The organism is Flagellimonas crocea (assembly GCF_033441595.1).
Taxonomy (GTDB): Bacteria; Bacteroidota; Bacteroidia; order Flavobacteriales; family Flavobacteriaceae; genus Flagellimonas; species Flagellimonas crocea.
This window is the reverse complement of the sequence record NZ_JAUZVX010000002.1, coordinates 439896-458303: the sequence shown is the minus strand read 5'-3', so window position 1 is coordinate 458303 and position 18408 is coordinate 439896. Positions and strand designations below refer to the sequence as shown.

The window sequence follows — 18408 nt, the reverse complement described above, 5'->3', positions numbered from 1 at the left end:
TAAGGAAGAGATGGAAACAGAAACCAGATGAATCTATTCAAAATTGTACATTTGAATTAAATCATATTAAGCCCATGAAACCCATTATCACCCTATTTGCCGCATTGTTGTTCGCCAGTTGTGGCGAGCAAGCCAAAAATGAAACCACCGAAAAAGAGGAAGAAAAGACCGTGAAAGAAACCGAAGCCATCGATTCACCAAAATTGCGCCACGTAGTATTATTCAAATTTAAGGAGACCTCATCCGAAGAAGAAATACAACAAGTGGAAGAAGCCTTTAATGCATTGCCATCAAAAATTTCCGAAATAAAAGGATACGAGTGGGGCACAAACAACAGCCCGGAGAACCTGAACAAAGGACTTACCCATTGTTTTCTTTTAACTTTTGACAGCGAAGCTGATCGTGACACTTACCTCACCCACCCCGACCATGTGGCTTTTGGCGACATCGCCGGCCCACACATTGCAGATGTCACGGTGTTGGATTACTGGACAGAATAATTTTTTGGTACGTCATGCTGAACTCGCCTGGCTGCCGGCAAAGGCAGGTTTTGGCATCTCATCCAATAATACCAAAATCTTATGGGACTCTGAAACAGGTTCAGGGTGATGAAGAAAGCAGTTGAGAAAAGCCGCCATCAGCTTTGGGGCAAGCGGACGGCGGATAGTGTTTTTAAACTTCTAGAACGGCATTTTCGGTTCCGGCATAATCGTTCCATTGGTAACGATCGGCCTCACCATCGTTGGTATAGTTGCCGTCTATCAAATATCTAAACTCGTAGCTGTTCTCCACAGGTAGTTCAAACGTACCTTTAAAAGTTCCGTTCTTCAATTTCTTTAAGCCGCTCTTTTTGGGATTCCATTTGTTGAAGTCCCCTACTACTGCAACTGTCTCTGCCTCATCTGCAGGAACCGTGAAAGTTACCTTGCAAACGGGCTTACTTTTTAGGTATTGTTTTTTAATTGCCATGGTACCAATTTTTTTTAATTCAGGTACAAAGCAATACATAAAACATCTTATTTACAATTAGTTATAATCGATTTATCAATTTGATAAAATCTGCCTAACCACAAGATCACTTTTAGCAAAGAAGATTGCCCTTTTTTACCAATTATTATTTTGAGGACCAGCGTTTTAGAAGTGTGGCAATTACATCTATTTCCTCCTCTGTATTATAAAAATGGAAGCTTAAACGGATACCACCGCCCCTGGGCGAAGCGACCACGTTTTCCTCCTGTAGTTTATGGAAAAGCTTCTCGTCCCCCTTTATATTAAAAATGGTACTGTGCACTTTTCTTTTAGTGATGGATGGCTGCAAAAGGTCCAATTCCGAAAATACCGACAACGCTCTTTTAGAGAGTTTTTGCAGCTGGGCCTGTACATTTTCCAGACCAAAGTCATCCAGAAAATCAAGTGCAAACTCCAAGCTCCCAAAATTGAAGGAATCCAGATGGCCGGGTTCCAAAAACTTACAGAACGTGATGCTGTTCCGTTTGGAAGCATCGTTGTTCACAGAGCCGTTCCCAATGCCCCGTAGCTCAAATTGGTCCATGACCGCATCCTTCACCAAGAAAAAGCCATTCCCGTATCCTGCCAATAACCACTTGTAAGCACTTGCACCCAAAATATCGATTCCGGAAGCCTCAAAATCAAAAGGCTCGGTGCCGCAATATTGTGTGCCATCGGCCATGATCATTAAGTTGGGAAACTCCTTCTTCAGACTTTTTAGGAAATCAAAATCGATTCGGACCCCATCTACCCATTGCACCAAACTGAGGGCGAGAACATCAATATCACCCTTCTTTACCTTGGCATGGATGTTTTCTTCCATATGTTCATCGGCATCCACATGGTCGAGTTCAAAACCTCTGGTCTCGAACGGCCAGTTGACACTTGGGTAATCCTTATTGACCAGCAATACTTTTTTATCCTTGGGCAATCCTTCCAACAACAAGTTAAACCCCAAGGTGAAATTAGGGACCAGGGCTACATTTTCGTCCTTGCAATTAAAAAATTTCCCCACTACCTTTTTTATTTCGGGCATATGGGCAAAGCCCTTGTTCTTCATTTCGCTGCCGCCGATAAGGTAATCAAGGTCGTGGCCCTGGCGCCACTCCATCAAATCTTCGCTCAATAGGCCGGCAGAGGCTGTATTGGCATAAATACATTGATTAAGAACAGGGAATTTTTTTCTTAGATTTTGCATTACAGGATTTTTGGGTACAATTCAGTTATCTTTGTTGATAAAGATAGCCATTCCATGTTGTCATTTGGTAAAAAGAAGAAGTCGGAAATAGATTTGGAGCAGCACGAACTTTTGGAAAATGCGCACAAACGCATCAAACAAAAGAAAAGGCTATTCTCCCATTTTGTGATTTTTTTGATCGGAAGTATTTTTTTGATCCTTGCCAACAAGGTCCTCAAGTATGGGGAAGGGTACGATTGGTCCATTTGGATCGTATTAGTTTGGGCCTTTTTGGTTGCCCTACATGCCTTTAATGTTTTTGTTACACATAAATTTATGGGGCAAGATTGGGAACGCCAGCAACGCGAGCGATTGGTAAACCTTCAAAAAAAGCGTATCAGCGAAATCCAAAAGGAAATAGAAACAGACTTTCCGCTTTCCAACATCAATAAAAAAAAAGATCAATGAGAAAATTGATCATTATTGCGGCCGCGGCCGAAAACAATGCCCTTGGCAAGGACAACGACTTGGTATGGCATTTACCGGATGATTTTAAACGTTTTAAAAGCCTGACATCGGGACATAAGATCATTATGGGCAGAAAGACCTTGGAAAGCTTCCCAAAACCTTTGCCCAACCGCACGCATATTGCCATTACCCGGGACGAGGACTATACCCCAAAGTTCCCCTGTACCATTGTCCATTCCTTAACGGAAGCCCTTGACCTGGTAAAGGACAACGAAACAGCCTACATTATTGGCGGGGGCGAGATCTACAAACAATCCATGGACCGCGCCACCCACATAGAACTGACCCGTGTGCACGGCACTTTTGAAGCGGACGCCTTTTTTCCAGAAATCGATGAGGAACAATGGGAACTGTTAAAGGAGGAATATCATCCAAAGGATGAGCGGCACAAGTACGATTTTACATACCTCACATACCAGAGAAAATAAGTTTTTATCCCGATGCCATAACTATCGGAATCTTGGGAATGACCGTTTTATTCGATTAGAAATCCAGATAGGAAACTTGCGCGGAGGGTTGATCTATCAAGTCTTTAAGAACTGTTACATCGGCATTGCTATAAAAGATATGTTCGGGTTGGGAGTCACCATCCGTAAGCAAATTATTTTTCTCCAAAACGGCCTTGGTCTGCCGTGCGACCGCTTCTCCCGAATCGATAATGGTCACGTGGTCCGGCATCATCTCCTTCAATACCGGGATCAGATATGGGTAATGGGTGCAGCCCAGTACCAAACAATCGATATTCTGGTCGAGCATCGGTTGCAAAAAACTGCTCAATAAGCTTCTCATCTCCAAAGAATCGATTTTGCCAGCTTCTATAAGTTCCACCAATCCTTTTCCTTCTTTTTCAAGAACGGTAATTCCCTCTGCGTAGAGCTTGGAGGTATTGTGAAACAAACTGCTGGATAAGGTGCCCTTGGTAGCCAAAACCCCCACCTTTTTGGTTCTGGTTTGCAATGCTGCGGGTTTTATAGCTGGCTCGATACCAATAAAGGGAGCGTTAAAATGGGAACGTAGGTAGTCGATGGCATTTGTGGTGGCGGTATTGCAGGCCACAATGATTATTTTGCAGCCCGAACTGAGCAAATACTCCGTATTCTTGATGCTCAGCCGCTGAATCTCTTCTTTTGATTTTTCGCCGTAGGGGGCATTGGCGCTATCGGCCAAATATATGGTGCTTTCTTGAGGAAGCATTTTGGCCACCTCTTTCCAGATGGAAGTCCCACCTACCCCTGAATCAAAAATTCCTATTGGTCTTGGCATGCTTAAAAATAACTTCTTAAACGAATATGGCACAAAAAAAACCGCTTTTAATAAAAGCGGCTTTTTGAATATGTTGAATAAAAGGCTTAGAAGCCCAATTCTTTCTTTACTTCTGGCAAAAGGTCTGGGCCTTTGGAAACGATAAGGCTCAATCCCGGGCTAGCGTCGATGACGTAATCGTAACCTTTCGCCGCTGCCACTTTTTCGATGGCCGCCTTCGCTTTTTCAGAGATAGGGGCGAACAATTCCTGCTGTTTCTTTTGCATTTCCTGCATGGCAGCTTGTTCGGCATCTTGGATATTCTTTTCAAACCCTTGGAGCTCTACCGCTCTTTGCTCATTTTCTTCCCTTGTTTTGGAAGTGGCCTCATTTTGGTATTGGGTATACTTGTTTTGAAGCTCGGTCATGGAGCTTTGTAGATCTGCTCTGTAGGTTTCTTGCAATTTCTTCAATTCAGCTTGCGCAGCCTTCATCTCCGGCATTTCAGACAACAATTGCTGTACATTAATATGCGCAATCTTGCTCTGAGCATTTACAAAACCCGTAGCCGCAACAAACAATACTAGGGCCACTGCAATCCTTTTTACATTTTTCATGATTCTCAACGTTACTATTTTGACTTTAAATTTAGTGTTTCAATATACATTATCCTATTGAATCCTTTTGTTGTTCTTGCGCTTTTTTTCGCTCTTCCAATTTGGCTTTTCGCTGGGCTTCGCGCTCTTCCAGTAATTTTTTTCTTCTTGCCTCGTATGCTTTCTTCCGTTCTTCCCTTTCCTGCAATTTTTCGGCCCTTCTTTCGTCGGCCGCTTTTTCTCTTTCCTCTAGGGCCTCGGCTGCTTGTTCCTGTCTTTCCCTTAGGGCATCGCTAATGTCATCTTCCTCTTCTTGGAACTGTTCCAAACGGCTTTGTTCCTCTTCTTTTTTATTGGATGCACTTATTTTTCGTGTGCGTCCTATCTCCCTTAAGACCAAGTCACTGATATCGTGTCTTTTTTCGGAGTACAACATTACAACATCTGCGGATTTATCAAAAATAAAATCGTATCTTTTATTTGCTCCTATTTTTTGGACTTCATTGAACACTTGATCTTGTATCGGCTGTATCAAAAGCTGCTTTTGCAAGACCAGATCCCCCTGCGGCCCAAAACGGTTTTGTTGATAATCCAGCATTTCTTTTTCCAAAATCTGGATTTCCTCCTCACGCTCCAAGATCAGTTCATCGGTAAGGAGCACTTTTTCGGCCATTAGATCTTTTTTCATTTGATCAACGACACTTTGCTTCAATTCGATTTCCTGCTTCCATTTTAGGGCCTTTGCATTCAACTGCTCGGTAGCGTCCCTGTATTCCTCCACATTTTCGAGGATATACTCCATATCCACATATCCTATGCGCACACCGCGCTGGGAAAACCCGTATAGGGACGACATCAAAACAACTAATGATAAAAGAACTTTGGTATTCATCTTTGATTCCGCATTTTACATAGAAAATATCGTGCCAAAATTACTAATTTATTTATAATGAACGATTTACAAATTAGCCTTCACGATTTTTTTCTGGATTAAAACTGCTGCCCGATGATGAAGTGCGTTTGCCAGCCACTTGGTCCGACAGATCCTGGACGGGCGTCTGTATCGAAGCCGTAACCAAAATCGATTCCCAAGAGTCCGAATGCCGGCATAAAAATACGTAGCCCCACTCCGGCAGATCTTTTTAACTCAAACGGATTATAGTCATTAAAATTGTTGAAGGCATTCCCTGCTTCCAAAAATGACAGGGCATAAATGGACGCTGAAGGCTTCAAAGTGAGGGGATAACGAAGTTCCAATGAGAACTTATTATAAATTGTACCTCCATCTTGCTCCAACCTATCTGTAATGGGGTTATTACTGTATGGGGTCAAAGACTGGTTCTCGTAACCACGTAATTGTATTACATCCCTACCATCCAACGTAAAGTTACCTAGTCCATCTCCTCCCACATAAAATCTTTCAAAGGGTACATCTCCAATATCATGATTATAGGCACCTAAAAATCCAAATTCAGCATTGGTACGCAGGACAAGTTTATCCACAATGCGGGTGTACCAGTCTCCCTTGAACTTTATCTTGTAGTACTCCAACAGTTTGAATCTTTCCTCTTCCATACTTTCCAACTCCCTGCCCAATTGATTTAACTCCAATTCTTGCTCAGCATTCCTATTATCAATACTCTGAAGCTCGAACAACCGTTCGGTAGTTGAGTCAATGTCATTGCTCAACTGCTTATAGTCCTTACTGCTAAATAGAGAGTAAGGAGGAGTGAATTTCGCCGTAAGTTCAAAATTGGAACCTGACATTGGGAAAATTCTACTTGGACCCTGGGAACTTCTGGAAATTCCAAAGGTATAGCTCAATGAGTTGGAACTACCGTTACCAAAATTGAACAGACCGCTATTGTAGTTATTAAAGTCGTACAACTGATATGTTACCGAGTGGGACAAGGTAAAGAAATCATCGGGCCACTGCACTCTTTTGGCCAATCCGGCGGAAACCCCCGTGATGGCGAACCCCCTGGATTTATCCACATCCAATCTTCCATTTTGGTTATAGCCCGTTGCAAACTGCTGTGTTCTTGATAGGGACAGATTGAACCTTACTGGCTTTTTACCGCCCAACCATGGTTCGGAAAAGTTCAAACTATACACACGGAACGTTCTACTGGCCTGCAAACGCAGGGCAAAGGTTTGTCCGTCACCCATCGGTACCGGTTTGTAGGCTTCTTTATTGAAAATATTTTTTAAGGAGAAATTACTGAAGGACAGTCCCAGGGTACCGATAAACCCTCCTCCTCCAAAACCACCTTGAAGCTCTATTTGACTGGAGCCGGATTCCACCAAACTATAATTCACGTCCACTGTTCCTGCATTGGGGTCGGGGTTTTGGATGTCCGGAACAATCTGTTCGGCATCAAAAAAGCCAAGCTGGCCCAATTCCCGAATGGTCCTTACAATATTCTGCTTGCTATAGATTTGTCCGGGCCTTGTTCTTATTTCCCTATAGATAACATGGTCATTGGTTTTGTCGTTACCTGAAACCGTTACATGGTCCAAGAATGTCTCTTTTCCCTCGATGATCCGAATTTCAAAATCAATGGTGTCGTTCACGGCCGAAACCTCAACAGGGTTAATACTGGAGAACAGGTATCCGTTGTTTTGGTAAAGGTTGGTCAAGTCGTTTGCATCGGGGTCAGAAGCATCCGCAACGCGCTCCTTGAGCAATACGCCATTATAGGTATCTCCCTTTTTGATTCCCAAAACTTGGCTCAACTGTCTATCCGTGTAAACTGAATTTCCGACAAAGTCGATATCCCCGAAATAATATTTGTCCCCTTCCTCCACTTTAATGGTAAGGGCGATGTTTTTTTCATCCAGCTTTACAAAAGTATCAGAGAGTATCCTAGCATCCCTGTAACCTCTTTCAGCATAGGTGTCCACCAAATTTGAAAGATCTTCCTCATAATCCTCTTCAATGAATTTGGATTTCTTCCAAAAGCGGTAAAATTTCTTCTTTTTGGTGTTTTTCAGGGATTTTCTCAGCCTTTTGTTGGAAAGCTTTTCATTCCCTTCAAAATTGATGCTCTTTATCTTTACCTTGTCCCCTTTGTTTACATTGACCACCATGTTCTGTACATTGGTCCCTGTGGTATCGGCGGTGGTGGCAATACTTACCTTGGCATTGAGATAGCCTTGTTTTTTATATTTGTTCTGAAGGTAGTTCTTGGTGTTGGCAATCAAACTCTCTGTTATCTTTTTTCCTTTCTTAAGATCAGTATCGTCAATGATATCCTCAACCTTACGCTTTTTGACGCCATAAACGGTAACATTGTTCAGTGTTGGCCGCTCGGTAATATTCAGTTCCAAGAATATTTTATCATCCTCGATTTTGGTGTAGAACATTTCCACATTACTGAACAAATCTAAGTTCCATAATTTTTTGATCACTGCACTTATTTCGTCCCCGGGCACCTTAATGGGCTGCCCCACACGCAGGCCCGTATAGCTTTTCACGGTCTGCTCATTATAGCTCTGTAGGCCGGTTACGGTCAATCCGCCCAATATGTATTGCTTGCCCTCTTCAAAAGAGGTCTCTTGAGCAAGGCCTTGGGCCGAAAATAAAAGTAATGGAATAATAAGGGTTGAAAGTATGAAGTTGATACCCTTAGTTAAGTTGTTCGCTAGTTTTTCCAAATCGTCGTTCTCTATTTTGGTAACTTAATATGGCCTCTACCAAATGGTTTTCTCTAAAATCCGGCCAAAATACATCAATAAAATATAATTCGGCATATGCTATATGCCAAAGTAAAAAATTACTTATCCTACATTCCCCACTGGTGCGGATAAGTAAGTCTACATCAGGCAAAAAGTGCGCGTAAAGATGTGTATTTATAACTGTTTCGTCAATATTTTCGGGGGAAATTATGTTATTTTTAACTTTGGCCGCAATCTCTTGAACGGCTGTTTTTATCTCTTCCCGCGAGCCATAGCTCAATGCAAGCGTTAGGGTCATGCCCGAATTATTTTCGGTTTTCGACATGACTTCGCTAAGCTCTTTATGGACTTTTTCGGGCAATGTATCGATCCTTCCGATGGCCCGTAACCTAATATTGTGCTTGTTCAAGGTCTTCAGCTCCTTTTTAAGGACGTTGACCAAAAGCCGCATTAGGGTATCCACCTCCGTTTTGGGGCGTTTCCAGTTTTCTGTTGAAAATGCATAGAGTGTCAAAAAGGGAATTTGGAGCCTTGCACAACTTTCTACGGTCTGGTTAACGGCCTCTACCCCGTTCTCATGTCCGAACATTCGCATCTTGCCGCGCTGTTTGGCCCATCTGCCATTGCCGTCCATGATTATGGCCACATGCCGCGGTAATTTCTCCTTATCTACGTCTTCTAGTGTGTGCATTTTATTGAAAACAATCCTGGCAAGGCTTACGTCCAAAGGTATATGTCAATGTAATACCTGTAAAAACGTACCAGTCGTCGCTCAATATGTTCCCGAATCGGAATTGCTCAAAATTGGAACCTTCTGGGTTACTTGCGTCCAAATTGTCCGTAAAAGTATATCTGGCCCCAATTTCGGCTCCAAGAATCAAGAATTGATTTAAACGATACTTAGCCCCAACCGTTATTGGAATTGCAAAACTACCTTCTTTTTGGTTAATATCCTGCATTTGAAGGGCATCAATATAATTAAAATCGTATCGAAAGTAAGTAATACCTGTATATAGGTAAGGTGTGAAGGCGGGTCCGAGCTTATGAAGGTTATATTCAACAAAGTTGATTTCGAGTCCTGCGGAGAACTCCAATATGGAATTATCGACCACATAACCGCGCTCTTGTCTGGATTCCATGCTTGATTTGTTATCGTCGGCAGTCACCGAACCATAGAGCACACTTGCACGCCAGGCGTATCGTTTTCCCTTGTTCCATTTAAAAATACCGCCAAATGCCGGGCCCGAAGGCAAAACATAATTGGTTCTTCCCACATCGCCTATTACGTTGGCTCCACCAGCAAAAACGCCTATCTCGTAGGTCTGTGCGCTTACATTGACCACACAACATAGAAAAATAGCCAAAACTATCCGCATACTATCCAAAAAGTTTCAAGAATTAAGAGTAAAGGAGGGTCAATAGATATATGTTTAGAATTGTTCTCCCTTGATAAACAGTTTTTCGCTCCTTTTATTGTTTTTGATGGTATCAATTGCGTCTATCTTCCCCCCAAAGTAGTTTATTGCGCAATGTTTTAAGGAAGCTTTCGGATTTGTACTCGATCATTTTAATGGTGAAGTCCGCTTTTTTGATTCGAATTTCCTTTCCGTTGGGAATATCGGCAATGCGTGAATCCAAAGAAACCAAATGGTTCTGCTCCCTGCCCGAGACCTTTAGCCTGATCTGCGTATTATCGGAAATGACGAGGGGCCTGGCATTAAGGTTATGCGGCGCAATGGGCGTAAGTACCAATGATTTTGCAGAAGGTGCGATGACTGGACCACCGCAGCTCAGGGAATATCCAGTAGACCCGGTAGGTGTTGATACGATAAGTCCATCGGACCAGTAGGAAGTCAAATATTCGTCGTCCAACCAAGTTTCCACCGTGATCATGGATGTGGTATCCTTTCGGCTGACGGTTATTTCGTTGAGTGCAAAATTAAGCCCGTCAAACTCATCAAGGTCCGAATTGAGCTCCACCTCTACCAAGGTCCGCTGCTCTATGGTATAATGTCCAGCTTCAAACTCGGTGACAAGCCTTCGTACATTTTCTTTTTTAAAGGTGGACAAAAAACCCAAACGGCCCGTGTTCACACCTACAATTGGGATTCCGTAGTCCTTGATATAGGTAACGGCACGCAACATGGTGCCATCGCCCCCAAAACTCACGAACATATCAAATGTGGAATCCAATCCTTTGGATTGGGTAAAAGTTCCCTTGACCTGCTCCTTGGTAATCTGGGCCACGAGCTTATTAAAGTTTTCCTCAACGTAAACGGTAGCATCCAGCTTTTTCAATTCGTCCAAAAGTTCCTCTACACAGAGCTGGTCCTCTTTTTGAAAAGACTGACCGTATATGGCTACTTTCATATTAAACGTTAAGATATTTTTCCAAATAGTCGGAACGCTGCTTTAGATCCTCCAGGAATTGATCGTCGCTGTTTCCGTAAACGATGGTGTAGTTGTACCTCCTGAACGTCTGTGCGACTTCGTTCAAACTCTGCGTGCCCACTTTTAGGGTGATCTGAACAATGTCGTTCTCGGACTCCGTGATGAACGCCCCCAACAATCTGGCATTGTTTCCTTCCACGATCTGGGCAATCTCACTGAACGAATAATCCTTTATCCCGATAGAAACGACCAAAATAGCTCCTGGTTCCCTAAAGAACGGTGTGTCTATAAAAACATCGACCACATCTTCGAGGTCGTAGTATCCCAGGATCAAACGGTTTTCGTCCAATACGGGGAGTATGTTCGCCTCGTTCCTGGAGAACATTTCCAATACATCCAACCACGCCGTTTCCTTGGTCACGAAAAAGTCCTCCATTTCAAACCGAAAATCGTCAATCTTCTTTTCAGGTTCAAAACAGGCAAAATCGTTTTCGGAAAGCAATCCCAAATAAGTACCGTTCTCCGCAATCCCGACATGGGAAAATGTGGTCTCCTTAAAAAAGGTGATAACATCCTTCAAGGTTTCGGATACTTCAAAAACAGGAACCGTGTTGATTATTTTGTCTTGGATGTACATAACATTTCAATTAGGTGCAAAATACTAATTTAAAATGGCAAAAGGCATGCCGAATTCTTATTTTTGACAATCTAAAAAAGAACTCCATGACAAAGTTGAGTGTCAACATAAATAAACTGGCCACTTTGCGAAATTCTAGGGGAGGCAACGTGCCCGACCTGATAGCTTCCGCCAAGGACATTGAATCTTTTGGTGCGCAGGGCATCACGATCCACCCAAGACCCGACGAACGGCACATCCGCTACCAAGATGCACGCGACCTCAAAAAAGTGGTGACCACGGAATTCAATATTGAGGGCAATCCTGTTCCAAAATTCATTGATTTAGTGCTAGAGGTAAAGCCCACACAGGTGACTTTGGTGCCCGATGCCGAAGATGCCATTACCTCTAATGCAGGCTGGGACACCATCAAACACAAGGATTTTTTGATCGATGTGATCAAAACCTTTAAGGAAAATGGAATCCGGACGTCAATTTTTGTGGACCCCGATCCCGCAATGGTAAAGGGCGCGGCAGAAACAGGTACGGACCGTGTGGAACTCTACACCGAAAGCTTTGCACATGAATTTTCCAAAGGCAACAAAGAAGGTGGAATCGCACCATTTGTAAAAGCTGCCGAAATGGCACACCAAGTAGGACTGGGACTCAACGCGGGGCACGACCTTAGCTTGGACAACATTAAATTTTTCAAAGAACATATCCCACACCTTTTGGAGGTATCCATAGGGCATGCATTGATTTGTGAATCGCTCTATCTTGGCCTTGAAAATGTAGTGAACATGTACTTACACCGATTAAAATAATGGAAATACTACATTCAAAAATATTGGGCGAAGGCCGGCCCTTCATCATCCTACATGGCTTTTTGGGCATGTCCGACAACTGGAAGACCCTCGGGAGCCAATATTCCGAAAATGGATTTGAAGTCCATTTGATAGACCAAAGAAACCATGGTAAAAGTTTTCATTCGGAAGAGTTTAATTATGATCTACTGAGTAATGACGTCATCAATTACATGGATCATCATAACATAAATTCCTCCTTGGTAATGGGACACTCCATGGGAGGCAAGACCGCCATGCAATTGGCAACCTCGCATCCCGATAGGGTAACCAAATTGATCGTAGCGGACATAGCACCAAAATATTATCCGCCCCACCACGATTTTATCCTCAACGGGCTTTCCCAACTGGATTTTGATAAAATATCCGATAGACGTGAAGCAGACGAGGAATTGTCAAAACATATCAAGGAAAGGGGTATTCGGCAGTTTTTGCTTAAAAACCTATATTGGGTCGAAAAGGAAAAACTGGGTTTCCGTTTCAATTTTGAAGTATTGAAGGACCGAATGGAGGAAATCGGCGAAAATATCTTTTCAAATGCCGTTTATAACGGTCCAACCCTATTTCTTCGTGGTGATAGGTCTGAGTATATCCAGCCACAGGACTTCCCCGAAATCAAAAGACATTTTCCAAAAGCCGAGGTCGAAACCATAGAAAAATCGGGGCATTGGCTTCATGCGGAGAATCCAAAACAGTTTTTCCAAAAAAGCCTAGAGTTCCTAAATTCTTAAAATTTGGCATATTTTATTATGCATGCATAATTTTTTCACCCATTTAATTGTCTGTATGACAAATTTGATATAGATTTGGTTAATTCTGGTTCTTACCATAACAATTAACATAAACTAACTGTAACAGATTTTTGATATGAAAAAGTTGTATGCCTTACTCCCGTTTCTAGGCTTATTCTTGATTGCATGTGAAGATGATACAACCCCACCCGAAACGACTGGACCAGATCCAGTGGAATATACTTCAGGAACTGCAGATTTTACGAACTACGTGGCCATAGGAAATTCATTGACCGCAGGTTTTTCGGACAATGCTCTTTTTAGGGCAGGACAGGAAGCCTCTTTCCCGAATATGCTTGCCGCTAATTTTGCCCTGGCCGGGGGAGGAAATTTTGAAATCCCTTTTATGGCCGACAATTTGGGAGGAATGACGCTTCAAGGAACTCCAGTATCCAGTAACAGATTGATATTGTCTTTTTTGGGCGAAAGTCCAAGCCCAGTTCCAGTTGAAGGGCAAGGCTCCACTGAAATTTCAAACAAATTGACCGGCACCTACAACAACATGGGTGTTCCCGGAGCTAAAAGTTATGAATTGTTGGCACCCGGGTATGGTAGCGTTACAGGCGTGGCCATGGGAACGGCAAACCCTTATTTTGCAAGATTCTCATCGTCCGAATCCGCCACTGTAATTGGGGATGCTGCTGCTCAGGGAGCTACATTTTTCACCCTATGGGCCGGAGCCAATGATATTTTGCTCTACGCAACCGGAGGAGGTACGGGAGTAGACCAAGCCGGAAATCTGGACCCAAGTTCCTATTCCAGAAACGACATTACCGACCCCAATGTTTTTGCTGGGTCTTTGGACGCTATGCTTCAGGCCATGACCGCCAATGGAGCCGATGGCGTAATCGCCAATTTGCCAAATGTTACCGACATTCCTTATTTCACCACAGTACCGCACAACCCAATTCCATTGGATGCAGCAACGGCAGCTTATCTGAACAGCGCCGAAGCTTATGGAGCGTACAATGCCGGTTTGTTGCAGTTGCAACAACTTAGCATAATTACCGAAGATGAATTGGCCAAACGGACCATTTCGTTTTCCGCTGGTGAAGGCAATGCCGTAGTTATCATTGATGAAGATTTAACGGATTTGACAGGGTTCAACCCAGCATTGATCAACATGAGACAAGCTACAGCAGACGACTTAATGGTGCTTACTTCCAGAACTTTTATAGGTACGCTTGCCGACCCAAATAACCCAACATCGATAAATGGTGTTGCGGTTCCTTTGGCGGACAAGTGGGTGTTGACACCAGAAGAGCAAACGACCATTGAGACTGCTCTAACAGCATACAACCAAACCATTGCTGGTTTGGCAACCGCTTATGACCTTGCCTTTGTGGATGCCAATTCACTTTTGAACCAACTCAACACCACGGGATTCCAACAAGCAGACGGTAGTGTTGTAACTGCCACATTCGCCACAGGTGGAGGGTTCTCCTTGGATGGGGTCCACCCCTCGCCAAGAGGTTATGCCATTGTGGCCAATGCCTTCATCGAAGCCATCAATACAAAATACAATTCGAATTTGCCCGGTGTCAATCCTTTGGATTACACAGGACTATATATTGACTAGACAAACATTATTTTCTTATCTTAAAGGCACCGAAATTCGGTGCCTTTTTTAGTAAAGAACCTATTCAATAAATACTATGAAACTTATCTTAAGACTATTGCTCAATGCCCTTGCCGTTGTAATCCTCAGCTATGTGCTTCCCGGCGTAGGGGTTGATTCCATGTTCACGGCCATCATTGTGGCCGTCGTGCTCAGTATCCTCAACTTCCTGGTCAAACCGATCCTGGTGATCCTTACCCTGCCCATTACCATTTTAACCCTTGGACTCTTTCTCTTGGTGATCAACGCGATTATTATCTTGATTACCTCCAATCTCATCGATGGTTTTCAGGTGACCAGCTTTTGGTGGGCCATCATTTTTAGTCTTTTGCTTTCTTTTTTACAGGCAATTTTGCACGGCATTTTAAAAGAAGATCAGTAGAAATCGTTTAGTTTGAAAACCAACAGTTTAAAAAGTTGGCGACAACACAAAAAAGCGTTACTTTTGCATCCCATTTTTAGAAAGCAAATTAGATAGGAGATGAATATAACCAAAGAGCAGATTGACGATCTTAATGCCGTTGTAAAGGTTGCCATAAGCAAAGAAGACTATCAGGACAAAGTAGAGAAAATCCTTAAGGATTATAGGAAGCAGGCCAACATTCCTGGTTTCCGAAAAGGACAAGTTCCCATGGGACTTATCAAAAAACAATACGGCAAGGCTGTTTTGGTGGATGAGATAAACAAACTTCTCCAAGATAACCTGAACAAATACCTTACCGAAGAAAAACTGGACGTTCTGGGAAATCCACTCCCAAAACAACAGGATGATTTTGATTGGGACAAGGACAACCTTGATTTCGAATTTGAATTGGGATTGGCACCAAGTTTTGATGTAAACCTCAAAACCAAAAAACCGGTGACCCAGTACAAAATCGTTGCCGATAAAAAAATGATCGACGAGCAAGTGGAACGTATTCAAAAGCAATACGGAAAACTGATCTCCAAGAATGAAATAGGAAAAAAGGACGAAGTAACCGGATTCTTTGCCAATGAAGAAGAGGAAATCGACCATAAAACCACCATAGAACTGGACAAGATCAAAAGCAAAAAAGCTCTTGATGCCCTTGTAGGAAAAAAAGTGGGCGAATCCGTGACCCTATCCACCAAAGGACTCTTTAAGGAAGATTATTTCCTATCAAGTGCCTTGGGCATTGCCCGCGACAAGGCGGATGACCTTAAAATCGATGTCACCTTTACCATTGAAGAAATCAACGAAAGGGAGCCCGCTGCCCTGAACCAAGAACTGTTCGACAAATTGTTCGGTGAAGGAAAAGTAACTTCCGAAAAAGAATTGAAGGACAAGATCAAGGAAGATTCCGAAAAGCAGTTCGAACAACAATCCGATCAAAAATTGTTGAACGACATCACGGAGAAACTTATCGATGAGACCACGTTTGAACTTCCTGCGGAATTCCTAAAAAAATGGATACAGATAAGTGGTGAGAACCCGCTTACCGAGGATGAAGCCAAAGAAGAGTTCGAAAAATCCGAAAAAGGACTTCGTTACCAATTGATCGAAGGCAAGATCATCCAAGAGAACAACCTTCAGGTACAGTTTGATGAACTAAAGGAATTTGCCAAAGGATTCATCAAATCACAAATGGCACAATACGGCCATCTAGACCCAAAAGAAGAGGAACTGGAAAGTATTGCAGCCAGGGTAATGAGCAATCAGGACGAAGTCAAAAGACTTTCCGAGCAATTGATGAGCCAAAAACTTTTGGACCTTTATAAAGAAAAGGCAAACCTTAAGGTGAAAGAAGTCTCCTATGACAACTTCATCAAGGAAGCATATAGCTAAGGTCTTGCTTAAAGAAAATTAAGTATCTTTACGGTGCCGGAAAGCTAAGTTTTCGGCACCTTTTTTTTAAGATAAATCGAGTTAATTCCTATGGATTACGGAAAAGAATTTCAAAAATACGCTACCCAGCACCACGGTATAGACAGCATGTACTATGATAAAATCATGAGTGCCATGTATCCTATGAACATGACCCCCAACATTATCGAGGAAAGGCAATTGAACGCGGTTGCCATGGATGTTTTCTCCAGGTTGATGATGGACAGGATCATTTTTATGGGTACTGGAATAAACGATCAGGTCGCAAACATTGTACAGGCACAATTGCTTTTCTTGGAAAGTGCCGATGCCTCCAAGGATATCCAAATTTACATCAACTCTCCCGGTGGAAGCGTTTATGCCGGTTTGGGCATTTACGACACCATGCAGTTCATAAAACCTGATGTAGCCACCATTTGCACTGGAATTGCCGCCTCTATGGCCGCTGTTCTGCTATGTGCAGGACACGAAGGCAAGCGCAGTGGGCTTCCCCATTCAAGGGTAATGATCCACCAACCACTCTCCGGGGCCCAGGGTCAGGCCAGTGATATCGAAATTGCGGCCAAAGAAGTCCTTAAGATCAAGGATGAGCTTTACGAGATCATATCCAAACATTCCGGTCAAACTTTTGATAAGGTTTATGAGGACAGTGATCGTGATTATTGGATGAAGGCCGAAGAAGCCAAGGCATATGGCATGATCGACGAAATTTTAGTTAGAGAAAAGTAATAACCCAAACCAATTGATTAAAAAACAGCTACTTAACGTAGAACATTTCCATTTTTTTTACGTTATTGTTGGTTGAAGATTAAAATAATATGGCAAAGGAAAATTTGGAATGTTCTTTCTGTGGAAGGAAAAAGCCGGAAACCAACTTGTTGATTGCCGGTCTTGATGCGCATATTTGCGACAGATGTATAGAACAGGCCCACAGCATTGTAGCTGAAGAGTCCAAACAATCGAAGAACCAAGATCTTTCTTCCGAACTGGTGTTGAAAAAGCCCATGGAAATCCATTCCTTTTTGGACACATTTGTTATTGGGCAGGAAAGAACCAAGAAGGTGATGTCGGTAGCCGTGTATAACCACTACAAAAGATTATTGCAGACCAAGGGCAAAGATGACGATATCGAAATCCAAAAAAGCAATATTGTAATGGTGGGGCAAACCGGTACCGGTAAAACCCTAATAGCCAAGACCATCGCCAGAATGCTCAATGTGCCATTGGCCATTGTGGATGCTACCGTTTTAACCGAAGCAGGTTACGTGGGCGAAGATGTGGAAAGCATTTTGACACGTTTGCTACAGGCAGCCGATTACAATTTGGAAAAAGCGGAACGCGGCATTGTTTTTATCGACGAAATAGATAAGATAGCGCGTAAGAGCGACAACCCTTCCATTACCAGAGATGTATCCGGGGAAGGAGTACAGCAGGGCCTATTGAAACTTTTGGAAGGAACCACGGTAAACGTGCCGCCAAAAGGAGGGCGTAAACATCCCGATCAAAAGTTCATCGAGGTGAATACCGAAAACATCCTTTTTGTAGCGGGTGGTGCTTTTGATGGTATCGAACGAATCATCACCAAACGCCTGAACATGCAAGCAGTGGGCTACAGCGCTTCCAAAGCTGAGGAAAACCTGGATTCAGAAAACATACTCCAATATATTATACCAAAAGACCTGAAAGAGTTTGGTCTAATTCCTGAAATCATAGGAAGGTTGCCCGTATTAACGCACATGAATCCATTGGATGCCAAAACACTGCGCGCGATTTTAACGGAACCAAGAAATGCCATCATCAAGCAGTATGAAAAACTGTTTGCTATGGACGACATTAATTTCACTATTACGGAGCAAGCCCTTGACTACATTGTAGAGAAGGCCATTGAGTACAAACTTGGTGCACGGGGACTGCGCTCATTATGTGAGGCCGTTTTCACCGATGCCATGTTTACCTTGCCGAGCAGTGATGAAACGGAGTTCAAGGTCACGAAGAGCTATGCCGAGAAAAAATTATCCTACGAAACCGTTAAAAAGCTGAAAGCAGTCTCTTAAAAT

20 protein-coding genes are annotated in these 18408 nt (G+C 42.9%); 10 read left to right on the top strand and 10 right to left on the bottom strand.

Features of this window, described 5'->3' with window-relative positions:
- Nucleotides 1-74 precede the first annotated feature (74 nt).
- Entirely contained in the window at nt 75-500 is a 426-nt protein-coding gene (locus tag SD449_RS07240) for a Dabb family protein (RefSeq protein WP_318309631.1), read from the top strand.
- A 172-nt stretch (nt 501-672) separates the two neighbouring features.
- On the opposite strand, the gene SD449_RS07235 is transcribed toward SD449_RS07240, so the two are convergent.
- Both SD449_RS07235 and SD449_RS07230 read right to left on the bottom strand, forming a co-directional pair.
- The gene (locus SD449_RS07235; RefSeq protein WP_108244834.1) at nt 673-969 is read right to left on the bottom strand and encodes an isoamylase early set domain-containing protein; all 297 of its coding nucleotides are present in this window, start codon (nt 967-969) and stop codon (nt 673-675) included.
- Nucleotides 970-1114: 145 nt separating this feature from the next.
- Nucleotides 1115-2206, bottom strand: coding sequence for an aminotransferase class V-fold PLP-dependent enzyme (locus tag SD449_RS07230; protein ID WP_318309628.1), 1092 nt, complete (start codon nt 2204-2206; stop codon nt 1115-1117).
- 54 nt (nt 2207-2260) lie between these two features.
- On the opposite strand from SD449_RS07230, the gene SD449_RS07225 reads away from it, so the two are divergent.
- Together SD449_RS07225 and SD449_RS07220 are read left to right on the top strand one after the other, a co-directional pair.
- Nucleotides 2261-2653, top strand: a complete 393-nt coding sequence (locus tag SD449_RS07225) for a 2TM domain-containing protein (RefSeq protein ID WP_318309626.1) — start codon at nt 2261-2263, stop codon at nt 2651-2653.
- Nucleotides 2650-3141, top strand: a complete 492-nt coding sequence (locus SD449_RS07220) for a dihydrofolate reductase (protein WP_318309625.1) — start codon at nt 2650-2652, stop codon at nt 3139-3141. The genes SD449_RS07225 and SD449_RS07220 overlap by 4 nt, the downstream gene beginning before the upstream one ends.
- A 55-nt stretch (nt 3142-3196) precedes the next feature.
- Here SD449_RS07220 and murI read toward each other — a convergent pair whose 3' ends face one another.
- From murI to SD449_RS07180, 8 genes are all read right to left on the bottom strand, one after another.
- Nucleotides 3197-3976 carry a glutamate racemase gene (gene murI, locus SD449_RS07215; RefSeq protein WP_318309624.1) on the bottom strand — a complete coding sequence of 260 codons (780 nt, stop codon included), beginning with the start codon at nt 3974-3976 and terminating at the stop codon, nt 3197-3199.
- Nucleotides 3977-4062: 86 nt separating this feature from the next.
- Nucleotides 4063-4572, bottom strand: a complete 510-nt coding sequence (locus SD449_RS07210; protein WP_318309623.1) for an OmpH family outer membrane protein — start codon at nt 4570-4572, stop codon at nt 4063-4065.
- A 49-nt stretch (nt 4573-4621) separates the two neighbouring features.
- Nucleotides 4622-5443 carry an OmpH family outer membrane protein gene (locus SD449_RS07205; RefSeq protein ID WP_318309622.1) on the bottom strand — a complete coding sequence of 274 codons (822 nt, stop codon included), beginning with the start codon at nt 5441-5443 and terminating at the stop codon, nt 4622-4624.
- 98 nt (nt 5444-5541) lie between these two features.
- Nucleotides 5542-8208 carry an outer membrane protein assembly factor BamA gene (bamA, locus tag SD449_RS07200; RefSeq protein WP_318309621.1) on the bottom strand — a complete coding sequence of 889 codons (2667 nt, stop codon included), beginning with the start codon at nt 8206-8208 and terminating at the stop codon, nt 5542-5544.
- On the bottom strand, nt 8180-8920 hold the full coding sequence (locus SD449_RS07195) for an isoprenyl transferase (RefSeq protein ID WP_318309620.1): 741 nt from the start codon (nt 8918-8920) through the stop codon (nt 8180-8182). Before SD449_RS07195 ends, bamA begins: the two co-directional genes overlap by 29 nt.
- Before the next feature lies 1 nt (nt 8921).
- The gene (porG, locus tag SD449_RS07190; protein ID WP_318309618.1) at nt 8922-9605 is read right to left on the bottom strand and encodes a type IX secretion system protein PorG; all 684 of its coding nucleotides are present in this window, start codon (nt 9603-9605) and stop codon (nt 8922-8924) included.
- A 112-nt stretch (nt 9606-9717) separates the two neighbouring features.
- A complete protein-coding gene (locus tag SD449_RS07185; protein WP_318309617.1) occupies nt 9718-10599 on the bottom strand; it encodes an NAD kinase in 882 nt (293 codons plus the stop codon).
- A 1-nt stretch (nt 10600) separates the two neighbouring features.
- The gene (locus SD449_RS07180) at nt 10601-11257 is read right to left on the bottom strand and encodes a CBS domain-containing protein (RefSeq protein WP_318309615.1); all 657 of its coding nucleotides are present in this window, start codon (nt 11255-11257) and stop codon (nt 10601-10603) included.
- Nucleotides 11258-11343: 86 nt separating this feature from the next.
- Between SD449_RS07180 and SD449_RS07175 the strand changes: the two genes are divergently transcribed.
- The 7 genes from SD449_RS07175 to clpX all read left to right on the top strand — a co-directional run bounded on the left by SD449_RS07175 (nt 11344) and on the right by clpX (nt 18405).
- Entirely contained in the window at nt 11344-12060 is a 717-nt protein-coding gene (locus SD449_RS07175; protein WP_318309613.1) for a pyridoxine 5'-phosphate synthase, read from the top strand.
- Nucleotides 12060-12830, top strand: coding sequence for an alpha/beta fold hydrolase (locus SD449_RS07170; protein ID WP_318309611.1), 771 nt, complete (start codon nt 12060-12062; stop codon nt 12828-12830). Before SD449_RS07175 ends, SD449_RS07170 begins: the two co-directional genes overlap by 1 nt.
- A 136-nt stretch (nt 12831-12966) precedes the next feature.
- The gene (locus SD449_RS07165; protein WP_318309609.1) at nt 12967-14469 is read left to right on the top strand and encodes a G-D-S-L family lipolytic protein; all 1503 of its coding nucleotides are present in this window, start codon (nt 12967-12969) and stop codon (nt 14467-14469) included.
- Nucleotides 14470-14545: 76 nt separating this feature from the next.
- Nucleotides 14546-14890, top strand: a complete 345-nt coding sequence (locus tag SD449_RS07160) for a phage holin family protein (protein WP_318309608.1) — start codon at nt 14546-14548, stop codon at nt 14888-14890.
- 99 nt (nt 14891-14989) lie between these two features.
- A complete protein-coding gene (tig, locus tag SD449_RS07155; RefSeq protein ID WP_318309607.1) occupies nt 14990-16312 on the top strand; it encodes a trigger factor in 1323 nt (440 codons plus the stop codon).
- 90 nt (nt 16313-16402) lie between these two features.
- Nucleotides 16403-17080, top strand: coding sequence for an ATP-dependent Clp endopeptidase proteolytic subunit ClpP (clpP, locus tag SD449_RS07150; RefSeq protein ID WP_318309605.1), 678 nt, complete (start codon nt 16403-16405; stop codon nt 17078-17080).
- Nucleotides 17081-17169: 89 nt separating this feature from the next.
- Nucleotides 17170-18405, top strand: a complete 1236-nt coding sequence (gene clpX, locus SD449_RS07145; RefSeq protein WP_318309603.1) for an ATP-dependent Clp protease ATP-binding subunit ClpX — start codon at nt 17170-17172, stop codon at nt 18403-18405.
- Nucleotides 18406-18408: the final 3 nt, after the last annotated feature.

What these genes read in the sequence shown, in the direction of transcription:
- SD449_RS07240 (WP_318309631.1), top strand. Translation starts at nt 75, where the DNA reads ATGAAACCCATTATCACCCTATTTGCCGCATTGTTGTTCGCCAGTTGT.
- SD449_RS07235 (WP_108244834.1), bottom strand. Translation starts at nt 969, where the DNA reads ATGGCAATTAAAAAACAATACCTAAAAAGTAAGCCCGTTTGCAAGGTA.
- SD449_RS07230 (WP_318309628.1), bottom strand. Translation starts at nt 2,206, where the DNA reads ATGCAAAATCTAAGAAAAAAATTCCCTGTTCTTAATCAATGTATTTAT.
- SD449_RS07225 (WP_318309626.1), top strand. Translation starts at nt 2,261, where the DNA reads ATGTTGTCATTTGGTAAAAAGAAGAAGTCGGAAATAGATTTGGAGCAG.
- SD449_RS07220 (WP_318309625.1), top strand. Translation starts at nt 2,650, where the DNA reads ATGAGAAAATTGATCATTATTGCGGCCGCGGCCGAAAACAATGCCCTT.
- murI (WP_318309624.1), bottom strand. Translation starts at nt 3,976, where the DNA reads ATGCCAAGACCAATAGGAATTTTTGATTCAGGGGTAGGTGGGACTTCC.
- SD449_RS07210 (WP_318309623.1), bottom strand. Translation starts at nt 4,572, where the DNA reads ATGAAAAATGTAAAAAGGATTGCAGTGGCCCTAGTATTGTTTGTTGCG.
- SD449_RS07205 (WP_318309622.1), bottom strand. Translation starts at nt 5,443, where the DNA reads ATGAATACCAAAGTTCTTTTATCATTAGTTGTTTTGATGTCGTCCCTA.
- SD449_RS07195 (WP_318309620.1), bottom strand. Translation starts at nt 8,920, where the DNA reads ATGCACACACTAGAAGACGTAGATAAGGAGAAATTACCGCGGCATGTG.
- porG (WP_318309618.1), bottom strand. Translation starts at nt 9,605, where the DNA reads ATGCGGATAGTTTTGGCTATTTTTCTATGTTGTGTGGTCAATGTAAGC.
- SD449_RS07185 (WP_318309617.1), bottom strand. Translation starts at nt 10,599, where the DNA reads ATGAAAGTAGCCATATACGGTCAGTCTTTTCAAAAAGAGGACCAGCTC.
- SD449_RS07180 (WP_318309615.1), bottom strand. Translation starts at nt 11,257, where the DNA reads ATGTACATCCAAGACAAAATAATCAACACGGTTCCTGTTTTTGAAGTA.
- SD449_RS07175 (WP_318309613.1), top strand. Translation starts at nt 11,344, where the DNA reads ATGACAAAGTTGAGTGTCAACATAAATAAACTGGCCACTTTGCGAAAT.
- SD449_RS07170 (WP_318309611.1), top strand. Translation starts at nt 12,060, where the DNA reads ATGGAAATACTACATTCAAAAATATTGGGCGAAGGCCGGCCCTTCATC.
- SD449_RS07165 (WP_318309609.1), top strand. Translation starts at nt 12,967, where the DNA reads ATGAAAAAGTTGTATGCCTTACTCCCGTTTCTAGGCTTATTCTTGATT.
- SD449_RS07160 (WP_318309608.1), top strand. Translation starts at nt 14,546, where the DNA reads ATGAAACTTATCTTAAGACTATTGCTCAATGCCCTTGCCGTTGTAATC.
- tig (WP_318309607.1), top strand. Translation starts at nt 14,990, where the DNA reads ATGAATATAACCAAAGAGCAGATTGACGATCTTAATGCCGTTGTAAAG.
- clpP (WP_318309605.1), top strand. Translation starts at nt 16,403, where the DNA reads ATGGATTACGGAAAAGAATTTCAAAAATACGCTACCCAGCACCACGGT.
- clpX (WP_318309603.1), top strand. Translation starts at nt 17,170, where the DNA reads ATGGCAAAGGAAAATTTGGAATGTTCTTTCTGTGGAAGGAAAAAGCCG.